The sequence below is a fragment of the Vogesella lacus genome, from assembly GCF_979366295.1.
Genome location: NZ_CEETQT010000010.1, coordinates 105,701 through 120,352 on the forward strand (window position 1 = coordinate 105,701; position 14,652 = coordinate 120,352).

At 60.4% G+C, this 14,652-nt stretch carries 16 protein-coding genes; 4 read left to right on the plus strand and 12 right to left on the minus strand.

The genetic code is table 11. The features are described 5' to 3' along the window. Positions 1-161: 161 nt before the first annotated feature. Positions 162-611: a hypothetical protein gene (locus ACZ9W6_RS13860; protein ID WP_465191754.1), complete on the minus strand. Its 450-nt coding sequence runs from the start codon at positions 609-611 to the stop codon at positions 162-164. A gap of 175 nt (positions 612-786) precedes the next feature. Here ACZ9W6_RS13860 and ACZ9W6_RS13865 point away from each other — a divergent pair, with 175 nt between their 5' ends. The 4 genes from ACZ9W6_RS13865 (at position 787) to prmB (ending at position 4,875) form a co-directional block, all read left to right on the plus strand. Further along, positions 787-1,356, plus strand: coding sequence for an aminodeoxychorismate/anthranilate synthase component II (locus tag ACZ9W6_RS13865; RefSeq protein WP_465191755.1), 570 nt, complete (start codon positions 787-789; stop codon positions 1,354-1,356). Positions 1,357-1,387: 31 nt separating this feature from the next. Beyond that, positions 1,388-2,422 (plus strand): anthranilate phosphoribosyltransferase, encoded by a 1,035-nt coding sequence (gene trpD, locus ACZ9W6_RS13870; RefSeq protein ID WP_465191756.1) that lies wholly within the window; start codon positions 1,388-1,390, stop codon positions 2,420-2,422. Between the two features lie 14 nt (positions 2,423-2,436). Next, positions 2,437-3,810: a phosphomannomutase/phosphoglucomutase gene (locus ACZ9W6_RS13875; RefSeq protein ID WP_465191757.1), complete on the plus strand. Its 1,374-nt coding sequence runs from the start codon at positions 2,437-2,439 to the stop codon at positions 3,808-3,810. Between the two features lie 105 nt (positions 3,811-3,915). Next, positions 3,916-4,875 carry a 50S ribosomal protein L3 N(5)-glutamine methyltransferase gene (prmB, locus tag ACZ9W6_RS13880; protein ID WP_465191758.1) on the plus strand — a complete coding sequence of 320 codons (960 nt, stop codon included), beginning with the start codon at positions 3,916-3,918 and terminating at the stop codon, positions 4,873-4,875. Positions 4,876-4,932: 57 nt separating this feature from the next. Here the strand turns inward: prmB and aauR are convergent, their stop codons facing one another. The 11 genes from aauR to lpxD form a co-directional block, all read right to left on the minus strand. Next, positions 4,933-6,255 carry a two-component response regulator AauR gene (gene aauR, locus ACZ9W6_RS13885; RefSeq protein WP_465191759.1) on the minus strand — a complete coding sequence of 441 codons (1,323 nt, stop codon included), beginning with the start codon at positions 6,253-6,255 and terminating at the stop codon, positions 4,933-4,935. Further along, positions 6,252-8,096, minus strand: a complete 1,845-nt coding sequence (locus tag ACZ9W6_RS13890; RefSeq protein WP_465191760.1) for a sensor histidine kinase — start codon at positions 8,094-8,096, stop codon at positions 6,252-6,254. Before ACZ9W6_RS13890 ends, aauR begins: the two co-directional genes overlap by 4 nt. 167 nt (positions 8,097-8,263) lie before the next feature. Next, positions 8,264-8,602, minus strand: coding sequence for a 2Fe-2S iron-sulfur cluster-binding protein (locus ACZ9W6_RS13895; protein WP_465191761.1), 339 nt, complete (start codon positions 8,600-8,602; stop codon positions 8,264-8,266). Beyond that, entirely contained in the window at positions 8,599-9,786 is a 1,188-nt protein-coding gene (locus ACZ9W6_RS13900) for a molybdopterin molybdotransferase MoeA (RefSeq protein ID WP_465191762.1), read from the minus strand. Before ACZ9W6_RS13900 ends, ACZ9W6_RS13895 begins: the two co-directional genes overlap by 4 nt. A 77-nt stretch (positions 9,787-9,863) precedes the next feature. Continuing rightward, complete coding sequence (locus ACZ9W6_RS13905) at positions 9,864-10,067, minus strand: hypothetical protein (protein WP_465191763.1); 204 nt, start codon at positions 10,065-10,067, stop codon at positions 9,864-9,866. Between the two features lie 23 nt (positions 10,068-10,090). Beyond that, positions 10,091-10,600 carry a DNA-deoxyinosine glycosylase gene (locus tag ACZ9W6_RS13910; protein ID WP_465191764.1) on the minus strand — a complete coding sequence of 170 codons (510 nt, stop codon included), beginning with the start codon at positions 10,598-10,600 and terminating at the stop codon, positions 10,091-10,093. Beyond that, positions 10,600-11,184, minus strand: a complete 585-nt coding sequence (gene rnhB, locus ACZ9W6_RS13915; RefSeq protein ID WP_465191765.1) for a ribonuclease HII — start codon at positions 11,182-11,184, stop codon at positions 10,600-10,602. The genes ACZ9W6_RS13910 and rnhB overlap by 1 nt, the downstream gene beginning before the upstream one ends. After that, positions 11,178-12,356: a lipid-A-disaccharide synthase gene (lpxB, locus tag ACZ9W6_RS13920; RefSeq protein ID WP_465191766.1), complete on the minus strand. Its 1,179-nt coding sequence runs from the start codon at positions 12,354-12,356 to the stop codon at positions 11,178-11,180. Before lpxB ends, rnhB begins: the two co-directional genes overlap by 7 nt. Before the next feature lie 3 nt (positions 12,357-12,359). Beyond that, the gene (gene lpxA, locus ACZ9W6_RS13925; RefSeq protein ID WP_465191767.1) at positions 12,360-13,136 is read right to left on the minus strand and encodes an acyl-ACP--UDP-N-acetylglucosamine O-acyltransferase; all 777 of its coding nucleotides are present in this window, start codon (positions 13,134-13,136) and stop codon (positions 12,360-12,362) included. A gap of 2 nt (positions 13,137-13,138) precedes the next feature. Beyond that, positions 13,139-13,552 carry a 3-hydroxyacyl-ACP dehydratase FabZ gene (gene fabZ, locus ACZ9W6_RS13930; RefSeq protein ID WP_465191861.1) on the minus strand — a complete coding sequence of 138 codons (414 nt, stop codon included), beginning with the start codon at positions 13,550-13,552 and terminating at the stop codon, positions 13,139-13,141. A 52-nt stretch (positions 13,553-13,604) separates the two neighbouring features. Continuing rightward, positions 13,605-14,651, minus strand: a complete 1,047-nt coding sequence (lpxD, locus tag ACZ9W6_RS13935; protein WP_465191768.1) for a UDP-3-O-(3-hydroxymyristoyl)glucosamine N-acyltransferase — start codon at positions 14,649-14,651, stop codon at positions 13,605-13,607. Between the last annotated feature and the right edge of the window lies 1 nt (position 14,652).

Below are 14,652 nucleotides of genomic sequence, written 5' to 3' on the forward strand. Positions count from 1 at the left end.
AAATGTCAAACTCATGAGTCGGACCCATGTTAGGGAATCTGACCCTCTCCGAGGTTGGCGAGCACTGGAATACTGCTGATACAGCAGATCTTGCCTCAGACTCGACACTTAAACGTTCAGCCTTGGTCATTCCTCCCTACCCCTCTGTCATCATTACGTATTCATCCGATATTTTTTTCCACAACTATTCTTGGCATTCTGTCGTGGACTACAGCTATATCAGGTGTCGGTGGCTGGGTAACGACATAAACGTGGAATCGCCACGCTCCACGCTCTGCGATCTGATGCTGGTTTGCCAATCTGATCAGCGCGCCTTGAATAAAGACGCCCTCCCCCATTTGAAACCAATGCTCGTTACCTGAAGAGTCTCTCTCGGCAAAACGCTCTGCCGGGATTTTGACGGGATGTACACCGTACTTCTTCCACTTACCCGCCTGGATCGACTCAAGTCGAGCCCATCCACCAGCCGGAATTTTTGCCTCGTGCTTTTGGGGGTATGGCAAGCCCCAGGGTATCCACTCGATACCCCCATCCCTGCGAAGTACCGGCAGGCGAACTTCATCATTTGACCAAGAGATGCGTTGGCCAGCGAATTCGATTGCGATGCACATGCACATGCACTCCTCTGGAGCCTGATGAATCGGTTATTATGTCACTCATTATCTATAGTCATCTGCGCATTGTCCTAGTACCCACCTCCAGCAAAGAAAAAAGGGGGTATATTAGGGGGTATCAATACAGGATTTTGCAAAAGATACCCTTTAAAATCAAAGGATTACGCAAAAAATGCTATTAATGATCGATAATTACGACTCTTTTACCTACAATCTCGTCCAATATTTTGGCGAGCTTGGCCAAGAGGTAAAGGTATTCCGTAATGACGAAATCAGCCTGGCTGAAATCGAGGCACTGGCTCCCAAGTATCTTGTGCTTTCCCCCGGCCCCTGCACACCAAACGAAGCTGGCATCTCGGTACCTGCCATTCATCACTTCGCCGGCAAGCTACCCATCATGGGTGTTTGCTTGGGGCATCAAAGCATCGGACAGGCGTTTGGCGGCAAGATCATCCATGCCAAACAGCTGATGCATGGCAAGGTATCGCCAGTATCACATCACAACATCGGCATGTTCCGCGACCTGCCAAACCCGGTCACTTGCACCCGCTACCACTCGCTGGTGATCGAGCGCGAAACCCTGCCTGACTGCCTCGAAATCACCGCGTGGACCGAAGATGGTGAAATCATGGGCGTGCGTCACAAGACCCTGCCAATCGAAGGCGTACAGTTCCACCCGGAATCCATCCTGACCGAACACGGCCATCGCATGCTGGAAAACTTCCTCAAGGAATTTGCCTGATTAACCGCCCTTCCCCGTTACGGAGAAATGCATGATCACACCACAGGCCGCCCTGAATCGCCTGATCGACAATAACGAATTGTTTTACGACGAAATGCTGGATCTGATGCGCCAGATCATGCGTGGCGAAGTGTCGCCACCGCTGATCTCGGCCATTTTGGTCGGCCTGCGCGTCAAAACCGAAAGCGTGTCGGAGATCGCCGCCGCCGCCACCGTGATGCGCGAATTTGCCACCGCCGTCCCCGTCTCGGGTGACACCAGCAGCCTGGTAGACACCTGCGGCACTGGCGGCGACAAGAGTCACACCTTCAACATCTCGACCACTGCAGCCTTTGTTTCCGCCGCAGCCGGCGTGAAGGTCGCCAAGCACGGCGGCCGCTCGGTGTCATCCAGCTCCGGCAGCGCCGATGTACTCGAGGCACTCGGCGTCAACCTGAACCTGAGTGCAGAACAGGTTGGCCGCTGTATCGACGAAATCGGTGTCGGCTTCATGTTTGCGCCCAATCATCACAGCGCCATGAAGCATGTTGCGCCGATTCGCCGCGAACTGGCGGTACGCACCATTTTCAACATTCTTGGCCCGCTGACCAATCCGGCCGCAGCACCCAATCAGGTAATGGGCGTATTCCATCCCGACCTCGTCGGCATTCAGGCGCGGGTACTGAAAATGCTGGGCAGTCGCCATGTGATGATCGTGCACGGCGAAGATGGCCTCGACGAAATCACCCTGTCCGGCGAAACCCTGGTGGCCGAACTGAAAGACGGCGAGATTTGCGAATACCGCATCGACCCGGCCAACTTCGGCATAGCCTACGCCCCGCTGGCTGCCCTGCGTGCCGACACCGCCGAACAATCGCGCGATATCCTGCTGTCCGTGCTGAATGGCCAAGCCGGCCCTGCCCGTGACATCGTGATACTGAATGCCGGTGCCGCGATCTACACCGGCGGCAAGGCCACCAGCCTCGCCGAAGGCATCACCCTCGCCCGCGAAGCCATCGACAGCGGCAAGGCTCGCGCCAAGCTGGATGCACTCGTCAAACTGAGCCAGACCTTCATTCAATCCTGAGACATCAACACGACATGACAATCGCCCAATCCATTTTCAAGGCTTACGACATCCGTGGCATCGTCGACAACACCCTGACCGAAGACGCCGCCTACCTGATCGGCCGCGCCATCGGCTCCGAAGCGCGCCTGCGCAATGTAAAGGCCATCTGCATCGGCCGTGACGGCCGCCTGTCCGGCCCGGCACTGGCTGGCCGCCTGTCCGATGGCATCCGCGCCAGCGGTGTCAACGTGATTGACGTTGGCCGCGTAGCCACGCCGATGCTGTATTTCGCCGCCTACCAGCTGGAAACCTACTCCGGCGTGATGGTGACCGGCAGCCACAACCCGCCTGACTACAACGGCTTCAAGATGATGCTAGACGGCGACACACTGGCTGGTGACTGGATCCAGACCCTGTATCAGCGCATCATCAATAATGACTTTGCCGAAGGTCAGGGTGAATACCACACCCACGACATCGCCGAGGCTTATCACCAGCGCATTGTTGGTGACATCAAGCTTGCCCGCCCGATGAAAATTGTGGTCGATTGCGGCAATGGCGTACCCGGCGATTTCGCGCCGCGTCTGTTCCGCGATTTGGGCTGCGAAGTCGAAGAGCTGTTCTGCGAAGTAGACGGCAACTTCCCCAACCATCATCCGGACCCTGCCAAGCCGGAAAACCTGCAGGATGTGATTCGCGCCCTGCGTGAAGGCGATGCCGAGCTGGGTCTCGCTTTCGACGGCGATGGCGATCGTCTTGGCGTGGTCACCAAGGATGGCAACATCATCTGGCCGGATCGCCAGCTGATCCTGTTTGCGCAAGATGTGCTCAGCCGCCAGCCTGGCGCCAAAATCATCTACGACGTGAAATGCACGCGCCTCTTGGCCCCGGCCATTCGCGAGGCAGGCGGCATGCCGCTGATCAACCGTACCGGCCACAGCTTCATGAAAGCCGCGCTGAAAGAACATCCGGATGCCGGCATGGCCGGTGAAATGTCGGGCCATGTGTTCTTCAAGGAGCGCTGGTACGGCTTTGACGACGGCCTGTATTCCGGCGCGCGCCTGCTGGAAATCCTGTCCAAGGTAGCGGACCCTTCTGCCGTGCTGAATGCTCTGCCGAACGCGCTGTCCACCCCGGAGCTCAACCTGAAGACCGCCGAAGGCGAAAACCACGCCATCATCGAACGTCTGCAGGCAACCGCCAGCTTTGCCGGTGCCGAGAATATCGTGACCATCGACGGCTTGCGCGTGGAATACGCCGATGGTTTCGGCCTCGCGCGTGCATCCAACACCACGCCGGTGATCGTGCTGCGTTTCGAGGCAGATAACGAAGCCGCGCTGGAGCGCATCAAGGCCGATTTCCGCCAGGTACTGGCCAAGGAAACTGCCGCAGCGCTGCCATTCTGAGCGATAATGCGCACCTCGGCGGCCTGAGCAAGGCCGCCCCCGACAAGGTTGGCCGCGGCCAACCTTTCGCTTTTACCGCGCGGCCCCGCCGCCGAAAGGACAATCATGTACGACACTGCCGCCAACACGCTGCAAACCGTGCGCGACCTCTTGCGCTTTGCCGTGTCGCGCTTTAACGAAGCCGAAATCAACTACGGCCACGGCACCGGCAATGCCTATGACGAGGCTGCCTATCTGGTGCTCTCCAGCCTGAATCTGCCTATCCAGCAGCTCGAGCCCTATCTTGATGCCCGCCTGCTGCCGGAAGAAATCGCCGGCACGCTGGAAAACATCCGCCGCCGCAGCGAAGAGCGCGTGCCGGTTGCCTACCTGACCAACGAAGCCTGGCAGGGCGACTTCCGCTTCTATGTCGACGAGCGCGTGATCGTGCCGCGCAGCTTCATCTACGAACTGCTGGGCGAGCCACTGACACCGTGGATCGAGCATCCCGAGCTGGTCAACCGCGCGCTGGATCTGTGCACCGGTTCCGGCTGCCTGGCCATCCAGCTCGCGCACCACTATCCGGATGCCGAAGTCGACGCGGTCGACATCTCGCTGGACGCCCTCGAAGTGGCCAGCATCAATGTGCAGAACTACGGCCTCGAAGAGCGCATCCAGCTGATTCACAGCGATCTGGTGGAAGGCCTCGAAGAGCCCTACGACCTGATCATCTCCAACCCGCCGTATGTCGATGCCGAATCGGTGGCCGCGCTGCCGGAAGAATACCTGCACGAACCGGAACTGGCGCTGGGCTCTGGTGAAGACGGCCTCGATGCCACCCACGTGATCCTGCAGAATGCCGCCCGCCTGCTGAACCCGCGCGGCGTGCTGCTGGTGGAAATCGGCCACAACCGCGACGTACTGGAGGCCGCCTACCCCAGCCTGCCATTCATGTGGATGGAGACGCAAAGCGGCGACGGTTTCGTCTTCCTGCTGACGCGCGAGGATCTGGTTGCCGCCGGCCTTGGCGACCCGCTGAACGATGACGACTTTGCCGACGACTTCGACAGCGAAGACGATCTGTAAGCAAGAAAAAAATGCGGCCAAGCTTGGCCGCATTTTTTATCTGCACCTGGTGAAAATTCAGCCCTGCAGGCCGTACTTCTTCACCTTGTCGAACAGCGTCGTCTTCGGCATGGCTAACGCCTGACTGGCCTGGCTCAGATTGCCGCCATGTCGACGCAAAGCCTCGACGATCAGGCTCTTTTCATAGGCCTCGACACACTCGGCAAGGCTCGGACTGGCAGCCACCTCGCCACCACTCTTGAACGCCGGCAGACCCAGCGCGTACCGCTCGGCCACATTGCGCAGCTCGCGCACATTACCCGGCCAGTCATGCGCCATCAGCTGCCCCAACGTCTTGCGATCGATATCCAGCGGTTCGCGGTCAAAACGCAGCGCTGCCTGCTGCAGGAAGCATTCAAACAGCAGCGGAATATCCTCGCGACGCTCGCGCAGCGGCGGAATCTCCAGCGACACCACATTCAGACGGTAGTAGAAGTCGGCGCGAAACTTGCCCTGCTGCGACAGCTGATCCAGATCTTCCTTGGTCGCCGCAATCAAGCGGCAATCAACGTCTACCGCCTGATTACTGCCCAGCCGCTCCAGCTTGTGCTCCTGCAGCACGCGCAGCAGCTTGATCTGCAGATTGATCGGCATGGTTTCGACTTCGTCGAGAAACAGCGTACCCTTGTGCGCATGTTCGATCTTGCCGATGCGGCGCTTGCCGGCACCGGTAAAGGCATTGGCCTCGTGGCCGAAAATCTCGCTCTCGAACAGGCTTTCCGGCAGGCCGCCACAGTTGATCGCCACATACTGGTGGTTGCTGCGCCGGCTGAAATCATGCAGACAGCTGGCTACCAGCTCCTTGCCGGTGCCGGTCTCGCCATGAATCAGCACGTTGGCCGCGGTATCCGCCACATTGAGAATCAGCTCGCGCAGCCGGCTCATCGCCGGCGAACGGCCAATCAGTTTTTGCTCCAGCACCTGCTTGCCATCCAGCTGGCGACGCAGACTTTGCACCTCCAGACTCAGCCGGCGCTGCTCAAGCGCGCGCTTGGCCACCTCGACCAGCCGGTCAGCCGAAAACGGCTTTTCCATGAAGTCATACGCGCCATCCTTCATCGCCTGCACCGCCATGCTGACGTCGCCATGACCGGTAATCAGCACCACCGGCAGACTGCGGTCGCGCTGTTTCAGCTGCTGCAACAGCGTCAGGCCATCCATGCCGGGCAAGCGGATATCGCTGATCACGATGCCGGCAAACTGCCCCTCCAGCAGCGGCAAAGCCGCCTCGGCACTGCTGACGCCTTGCGACTCGATATCCTCCAGCGCCAGCGCCTGCTGACAACCGAGCAAGACGTGCGGATCATCCTCGACAATCAGCACTTGCAAATCTGTATTCATTTCTCGTTTTCCGTTTGCTGATGACAAGGCAGGCGCAGATCAAATGCCGCCCCCCGCGCCTGCGGCCTGGCGCGCAGATCACCACCGGCCGCCGCCGCCAGACTGGCTGACAGCGTCAGGCCCAGACCCAGGCCGCTGCCTTGCGGCTTGGTGGTGTAAAAAGGCTCGAACAGGTGTTGCACTACCTGATCCGCTAGCCCGTGGCCATTGTCGATCACACTCAATACATAATCATTGTCGCTGCCGGCCTCACCTGCCAGCAGAATGCAGGCCTCTGGCACGCCCTGCACCGCGTCCAGCGCATTGCCGATCAGATTAACCAGAATCTGCTCCAGTCGCGTCTGGTCTATGCCCAGTACCCTGTCGTCGAACTCGCGACGAATCAGCACTTTCTGCCGCCCCAGTCGCGGCTGTAGCAGAAACAGCGCCGCATCCACCGCCTGTGTCAGTTGCGCCTCGCCGCCGGCATGTTCGGAGCGACGCGCGAACGAGCGCAGCGAGCCGGTAATCTTGCCCATGCGCTCGACCAGCTCGCCAATCGTGGCAAGGTTGGCCGCAGCAATATCGTACTTGCCGCGCTGCAGGAATTTCACGGTATTGCCCGACAGTGTGCGCAGCGCCGCCAGCGGCTGGTTGAGCTCGTGGGCAATACTGGTCGACATCTGGCCGATCACCGCCAGCTTGCCTGCCTGGATCAGCTCGTTCTGGGTGCGGCGCAAATGCTGCTCGGTCTCTTCGCGCTCGAGGATTTCAGCCAACAGCCGGTCGTTGCTGGCACTCAGATCGGCCGTACGCTTGGTGATACGGGCCTCAAGCTCGCTATTGGCCAGCTGGAGCGCCTCGCGTGCGGCCAATCTGGTGGCAATCACCTTGCGCCGCTCGTTCCAGGCAATCAGCAACAGGGTCAGAATAGCCACTACCGCTGCCGCCAGCATGGCATGCGTCCACGCCGCCTGCTTGACCGGCCCCAGCGGGCTGAGCAGAGTCAGCTGCCAGCGCGTATCGTTCAGCGTACGAGACTGCACCAGATACAGACGATTTAGCAGAGGCGCATCCTTGTCCGACAACTCCCAACGATCCAGCCCCGGCTGCAACTCCAGCCTTTGCTTGAGGTTCAGTTCCGGCAGTGGCGCCCAGTGATACTGCAGGCTTTGTGCCAGTTGGTTGCGTCGCTCCTGCGTCAGCGGCTTGACGACATTAAGTCGCCACGCCGGCCGCGCCGCCAGAATAATCACGCCATTTTCATCAACGATGAAAGCATCGGAACCCGCCTTCTGCCAGCCCAGCTCCAGCTGGCCAAGCTTCACCTTGACCACCGCCACGCCGACAATACGGCCCTTGTCATAGAGCGGAGCCGACAGATAATAGCCCGGTTCGCCGACCGTACTGCCTATACCATAGAAGCGCCCGGGGCGGCCCGACATCGCATCCTGAAAATAGGGACGGAAGGACAGATCCTCGCCGACATAGCTGTCGGTGCGACGCCAGTTGCTGGCGGCCAACACCCGGCCGCTGGTATCCAGCACATACACCGCCAGCGTGTGGCTGCGCGCATTCATCGCCGCCAGATGATGATTGACTGTCGAGCGCAGCTCGCCCGTCGGCTGGCGCAACAAGGCCAGCGTATCCGGATGCAACTGCAACAGGCCGGGCAGCCAAACAAAGCGCTCGATCTCGCTTTCGATACCGCGGCTGTGTAGTTCCAGCTGGCGATTACCCTGTTCGCGCAAGGCCTCAATGCCGCTGCTGACCGAAAACTGGTAGGTCAGCGCGCTGCAAAGCAAGACCAGCGCCAGGAGCAGACTGGTCATCAGCAAGGGCTTACGCAAACTGATACGCATGAGCTTTTCTAGAAGAATGGACATCGGGTGCAGGCACCATCACTGGGGGGATGCTGCCTTGCACTATTCATGCCAAGTTGAACAGACTGGAAATTCAATGACTTGCCGCTGCAACCTGTCGGGCTGCCGGACAAGAACAGACAGAGTATACGGTTTTCCGAACGAGACTAGCCGACGAGATGAACCTGCCAGTCCTGCTCGGCCACCTTGAGGTGACAGGCAAGGCGCGGGGTATCGGGCAGATCCGCCCATTGCGGCTCGCGCGCTGCGGCTGCCGTGCAAAAACCGGCGCGCAGCAGCACATTACGCTCCTTGCTACCGAGTTGGGCATGCGCCGGTTGCGCGGCGTGGCTCACATGCACCACGCAAGTGCCGCAAGTCCCTTGCCCGCAACGCCAGTGCAAGGGCACTTCGTGAAAGCGGGCGACGTCAATCAGCAGATCTCCTTCGCACGCTTCGACACTGGCCAGCAGCACCCCGCCACGCCAGAAGCTGATCTGGCTCACAGGGCATAAACCGGCAAGAGATCTCCCTCCGCCACCGTCTGGCCTGGCTGCAGACGCACGAGACCGTCAGCCCAAGCACACGAGGTCAGCACGCCCGAACCCTGATTCGGATAGCGCTGCAACAGCAACTTGCCATCCTGCTGGACAATGCGCACCCGCAGAAACTCTTCGCGCCGCTGATCGGGCTTGACCCAGTCAAAGCCGGCCGGCAGGTATTGCTGCGGCTGCCAGCTCGCTACAATTTCACCCATGCGCGCCAGCAGGAAGTCACGCACCAGCACGGCAAAGGTGACAAAGCCCGACACCGGATTGCCCGGCAAGCCAATGAAATCCGCCTCTCCGATACGGCCACTGGCCAGCGGCTTGCCCGGTTTGATCGCGATCTTCCACAGTTGCAGCTCGCCTTCGGCCTCGACCGCCGCCTTGACGTGATCTTCCTCGCCAACTGACACACCACCACAAGTCATCACCACGTCGGCCTTGCTGGCCGCATAACGCAAGGCATTGCGCGTAGCCTGCAACTCGTCAGGGATGATGCCCAGATCCACCACCTCGCAGCCCAGCTGACGCAAGGCCGGCACCAGCCAGTAGCGGTTGGAGTTGTAGATCTTGCCGGCTGCGGCCAACTGGCCCGGCTCGACCAGCTCGTCACCGGTGAAAAACACCGCCACCTTGAGCTTGCGATAAACCGCCAGTCTGGGCACGCCCACCGAGGCGGCAAGGCCGATATCGGCGGCATTCAGACGTTGGCCGCAAGCCAGAATGGTCTGCCCCTTGGCCACATCTTCGCCACGACGGCGAATGTTCTGCCCAGCCTTCACCGCAGCGGTAAAGCCCACGCTGCCATCTGCGGCCAACTCGGTCTGTTCCTGCATCACCACCACGTCTGCACCATCCGGAATGAAGGCCCCGGTGAAGATGCGCGCTGCCGATTGCGGCTGCAGCGGCTCGGGCACGGCACCGGCCGGAATACGCTGGCTCACCGGCAACGCTTGTACTGCCTCGGCACTGCGCACGGCATAGCCATCCATCGCACTATTGTCTTGCGGCGGCACATCCACGCCGGACACCACGTCCTGCGCCAATACACGGCCGGCCACATCCAGCAAGTCCAGCAACTCACGCTCTTCTACGCTGCGAGCACGTGCCAGCAGCCACTCTCGGGCTTGTTCAACGGTTTGCATAATCAGACAGGATACAAACTAGAAAAGCTGCATCTTCTCACAGATGCAGCCTTGGGGCAGCCATCAATTCGAGGTAGTCAGGCGGCGCGCAGATCGGCCGGCTCATCCTCGAAACGTTGCCAGTGGGTAATCAGAATGCTGGAGAGCCGACAATCAGCAGCGATGGTGGTTTCCAGCCTGTCCAGCACCTGATGATTGCAGATGGGTGAAGCGAGGCTCACTTCGATACGACGGGTTGCCGGATCGTCCGGCGTGACAAACCAGATGCAGTAGCGGTGCATACATGCCTCCCGGGCAAGATTATTCAGGCCTGCTTCTGCATATATCGGTCAAGCAACTGCCATTCTGCAAGTTTTTTGCTGAAAGCCAGCGTATGCGCGGGGCTGGAGGACGGCAGCACATGAAAATCCAGCGGCAGATGTTGCAGCGCGGGCAAGGCACGCGCCGCCGTCTTGCCATTAAAGGCAACGGCCTGCAGCGCCGGCAAGGTCGCTATCAGCTGCAGCAAGGCATTCGGCCGCGCCTCGCGGATCGCGGTATCGAGGCTGCCCTGACGCTTCGCCTCGGCCACCACATCCCACAAGCCGACACCCAATGCAGTCACTGCGGCCAACCTTTGCTCATAGCCAAGCTCGGCCAAGGTCTGGCCGGATACCTCGGCCAGCAAGCGCCAGAACTGGTTTTGCGGGTGGGCATAATATTCGCCGGCCAACAACGAGGCATCACCGGGCAAGGAGCCGAGAATCAGCAGTCGCGTCTCGGCCGTGACCACCGGCGCAAAGCTGCGCTTGAACGCCTCGCCGCCCGTCGACATCAGAACAGGCTGCCCTGCTGCTGAGCCAGCTGCAGACGCACCGGAGCGAAGCTGGCGCGATGCTCGGGCAATGCACCAAACTCGGCCAAAGCCGCCAGATGCGCCTCGGTGGGATAACCCTTGTGGCGGGCAAAGCCATACTGCGGGTGGATGGCATCCAGCGCGATCATCTCGGCATCGCGTGCCGTCTTGGCCAGAATCGAGGCTGCCGAGATCTCGGCTACCTTGGCATCGCCCTTGACGATGGCCTCGGCGGCGATGCCCAGGGTCTTGGGGATCTTGTTGCCATCAATAAGCACCTTGTCCGGGGTGATGGCGAGGCCATCTACCGCCCGCACCATCGCCAGCATGGTGGCCTGAAAGATATTGAGCTTGTCGATTTCGCGTGCATCGGCACGGGCGATAAACCAGGCCAGCGCCTTCTCGCGAATCTCCAGCGCCAGCGCTTCGCGCCGCGCCTCGCTGAGCTTTTTCGAGTCGGCCAGGCCGGCGATCGGCCGTGCCGGATCCAGAATCACCGCCGCGGTAAACACCGAGCCGACCAGCGGGCCACGGCCCGCCTCATCCACACCGGCAATCAGCATTTGAGCACTTTCGCCACTTTAAGTACGGCCTCGGCCGCCAGCCGTGCCGTATCGGCTTGCAGGCTCTGATGCAGCTCGGTAAAGGTATCGACAATCTCCTGCCGCCCAGCCTCGTCGCGATACAAACCGGACACCGCTGCGGCCAACTTGTCCACCGTCGCGTCCTTCTGCAGCAACTCCGGCACCACAAAACGCTTGGTCAGAATATTGGGCAGGCCGACATAAGGCAGCTTGAGCTTGCGCTTGACCATGCGGTAAGTCAGCGCCGACAGGCGATAGCTGATCACCATCGGCCGCTTGCACAGCGCCACTTCCAGCGTGGCGGTGCCGCTGGTAACCAGCACCACGTCGGCGGCGATCATCGCCATCTGCGCATGGCCAATCAGCTTGCGCACCGGCAAATCCCAGGCCTTGTGTTCGGTCAGCAGGCGATCGAACTGGTCCATGGTTGGCCGCGTCGCCAAGGGCACCAGAAATTGCGCGTCCGGAAATTCCTGATGCAGCTTGCGCGCGACATCCAGATACAGGCCGCCCATGTAGTCGAGCTCGCTGGTACGGCTGCCTGGCAGCAGCGCAAACACCGGTGCTGTTTCCGGCAGGCCCAGCGTGCGGCGCATGGCCAGTTTGTCCGGCTGCAGGGCAATCTCGCCGGCCAACGGGTGACCGACAAAAGTCGCCGGTACGCCGGCGGCGTCATACAGCGGTTTTTCCATCGGAAACAGGCACAAGACCTGATCGACGCAATCACCGATTTTCTGCACCCGCTCCGGCCTCCATGCCCACACCGACGGGCTGACATAATGCACCGCCGGAATACCGCCCTGCTTCAGCCAGCGCTCGAGCTGCAGATTGAAATCCGGCGCATCGATGCCGATGAAGACATCGGGCCTTTCGGCCAGCAAGGTGTCTCGCAGACGCTTGCGGATTTTCAGCAGCTCCGGCAGGCGGCGCAGCACTTCGACATAGCCGCGCACCGCCAGCCGCTCTTGCGGCACCTGGCTTTTCAGCCCGCGCGACACCATGCGCGGGCCGCCAATACCGGCAAATTCGATATCGGGATGCGCCGCGCGCAAGGCATCCATCAGATGGGCACCGAGCATATCGCCCGATGCCTCGCCGGCCACCATGGCCACTTTCAGCGCACCCTGACGGGTAAACAGCCTGTCACTCATGATTTAACGGATGATGCCCCGGCCAGCTTGGTCAAAGAAGCGGACAAACAGATCCAGCTCGCTGTGGCCGCTGGCGGCAGCCGCGACGATCTCGGCACGCGCCTCATCAAAAGACAGGCCCTTGCGATACAGCGACTTATAGGCGTTGCGGATATTGCGGATCTGCTCGGCGGTGAAGCCACGACGCTTGAGACCTTCGGCATTGATACCGGCCGGCACCGCGCGGTTGCCGTGTGCCATCACATAAGGCGGCACATCCTGCGCCACGGCGCTGGAGAACGCCGTCATGGCGTGATCGCCGATATGGCAGAACTGGTGCACGCTGGTAAAGCCGCCCAGAATCACCCAGTCGCCGATGTGCACATGGCCGGCCAGCGTGGCGTTATTGGCAAAAATGGTGTTGTTGCCGACCTGACAATCATGCGCCAGATGCACATAGGCCATGATCCAGTTGTCGTTGCCGACACGAGTCACACCACCGTCCTGCGCCGTACCCAGATTGAAGGTGCAGAATTCGCGGATGGTGTTGTTGTCACCAATCTCGAGGCGAGTCGGTTCGCCGGCGTATTTCTTGTCCTGCGGTACCGCACCCAGCGAGCAGAACTGGAAAATCCGGTTGTTTTTGCCGATGCGGGTATGGCCTTCTATGACGACGTGCGGGCCAACCCAGGTGCCGCTGTCAATGCTGACATGGGCACCGATGATGCTGTAAGCGCCAATCTCGACATCGGCGGCAATCTGCGCGCCCTCTGCCACGATGGCTGTCGGATGAATCGCCATGTTTACACCTCGCGTTTTGCACACATGATCTGGGCTTCGCACGCCACCTGGCCATCAACCAGCGCACGCGCGTTGTACTTGGCGATACCGCGTTTCATCGACAGCTGCTCGACTTCGAATACCAGCTGATCGCCCGGCACTACCTGGCGCTTGAAGCGCGCATTGTCGATGCCGACAAAGAAGTACAGCTCGTTTTCCGGACGGTCGCCGGCGCTGCGGATGGACAGAATGCCGGCAGCCTGCGCCAGCGCCTCGATGATCAGCACGCCCGGCATCACCGGATACTGCTCGAAGTGACCGGCGAAGAAGTGCTCGTTGATGGTCACATTCTTCAGCGCCTTGATGCGACTGTTCGGTACGAACTCGGTTACGCGATCTACCAGCAGGAAGGGATAGCGATGCGGCAGATAGCGCATGATCTCGCGTACATCGATATTTACGGCAGCGCTTTCAGTCTGGTTTACGGCATCAGTCATGGTTTGAATCCTTGTTTTGCAGCACGCTTTCAAGCGTTTTTTCGAGTTGTTTGACACGGGCCACCAGCTTGCCCAGCTGGCGCACATGGGCGGCGTTTTCCAGCCACTCCTTGTGCGTCGCCATCGGATAAACCCCGGTATAGGCATCCGGCTTGCTGATGGATTTGGAAATCAGGGTACCGGCACCGATATGGGTGCCATCGGCGATGTCGAGGTGGCCGATGATGCGCACCGCGCCGCCTATCGTGCAGCGCGCGCCGATGCGGGTGCTGCCGGCAATCGCGGTACAACCGGCAATCGCGGTGTGCTCGCCGATATGGACATTGTGGGCCACCTGGATCTGGTTATCGAGACGTACGCCGCGACCGATCACGGTATCGCGCAGCGCACCACGATCGATGGTGGTATTGGCACCGATCTCGGCATCATCCCCAATCACCACCACGCCGGTCTGCGGAATCTTGAACCAGCCATCACCCTGCCAGGCATTACCGAAACCGTCGGCACCGATCACCGCACCGGAATGGATGATCACCCGCGCACCGATACGGCAGCCGTGATAAATCGTGACATTGGGGTAAAGCACCACGTCGTCAGCCAGCTTCACGTCATCACCGATCACCACGCCAGGATGCAGAATGCAGCGCTCGCCAATGCGTACATCACGACCAATGCTGACCAGCTCGCGCACTTCGGCACTAGCGGCAATGCGGCTGCCCTCACCCACCACGGCTTGCGGATGGACGCCGCCTTGCGCGCCAGCCGGCGGCGTAAGCAGCGTGGCAACGCGGGCAAAGTACAGATACGGATCTGCCGTCACGATCAGACTGCGGCCAACGTTGGCCGCAATGGGCAACAGCGCCGGCTTGATGATGATGGCAGCCGCCTGACTGGCTTCCAGCTGGCTGCGGTATTTGGGGTTGGCCAGAAAGCTCAGCTCGTCAGGCTGCGCCTCATCCAGCGGTGCCAGCCGCGCGATATCGCGATCTTCGCCATGCAATTCGCCACCGAGGGTAGCGACAATTTCGCTCAGTTTCATT

What these genes read in the sequence shown, in the direction of transcription:
- ACZ9W6_RS13860 (WP_465191754.1), bottom strand. Translation starts at nt 611, where the DNA reads ATGTGCATCGCAATCGAATTCGCTGGCCAACGCATCTCTTGGTCAAAT.
- ACZ9W6_RS13865 (WP_465191755.1), top strand. Translation starts at nt 787, where the DNA reads ATGCTATTAATGATCGATAATTACGACTCTTTTACCTACAATCTCGTC.
- trpD (WP_465191756.1), top strand. Translation starts at nt 1,388, where the DNA reads ATGATCACACCACAGGCCGCCCTGAATCGCCTGATCGACAATAACGAA.
- ACZ9W6_RS13875 (WP_465191757.1), top strand. Translation starts at nt 2,437, where the DNA reads ATGACAATCGCCCAATCCATTTTCAAGGCTTACGACATCCGTGGCATC.
- prmB (WP_465191758.1), top strand. Translation starts at nt 3,916, where the DNA reads ATGTACGACACTGCCGCCAACACGCTGCAAACCGTGCGCGACCTCTTG.
- aauR (WP_465191759.1), bottom strand. Translation starts at nt 6,255, where the DNA reads ATGAATACAGATTTGCAAGTGCTGATTGTCGAGGATGATCCGCACGTC.
- ACZ9W6_RS13890 (WP_465191760.1), bottom strand. Translation starts at nt 8,096, where the DNA reads ATGCGTATCAGTTTGCGTAAGCCCTTGCTGATGACCAGTCTGCTCCTG.
- ACZ9W6_RS13900 (WP_465191762.1), bottom strand. Translation starts at nt 9,786, where the DNA reads ATGCAAACCGTTGAACAAGCCCGAGAGTGGCTGCTGGCACGTGCTCGC.
- ACZ9W6_RS13905 (WP_465191763.1), bottom strand. Translation starts at nt 10,067, where the DNA reads ATGCACCGCTACTGCATCTGGTTTGTCACGCCGGACGATCCGGCAACC.
- ACZ9W6_RS13910 (WP_465191764.1), bottom strand. Translation starts at nt 10,600, where the DNA reads ATGTCGACGGGCGGCGAGGCGTTCAAGCGCAGCTTTGCGCCGGTGGTC.
- rnhB (WP_465191765.1), bottom strand. Translation starts at nt 11,184, where the DNA reads ATGCTGATTGCCGGTGTGGATGAGGCGGGCCGTGGCCCGCTGGTCGGC.
- lpxB (WP_465191766.1), bottom strand. Translation starts at nt 12,356, where the DNA reads ATGAGTGACAGGCTGTTTACCCGTCAGGGTGCGCTGAAAGTGGCCATG.
- lpxA (WP_465191767.1), bottom strand. Translation starts at nt 13,136, where the DNA reads ATGGCGATTCATCCGACAGCCATCGTGGCAGAGGGCGCGCAGATTGCC.
- fabZ (WP_465191861.1), bottom strand. Translation starts at nt 13,552, where the DNA reads ATGCGCTATCTGCCGCATCGCTATCCCTTCCTGCTGGTAGATCGCGTA.
- lpxD (WP_465191768.1), bottom strand. Translation starts at nt 14,651, where the DNA reads ATGAAACTGAGCGAAATTGTCGCTACCCTCGGTGGCGAATTGCATGGC.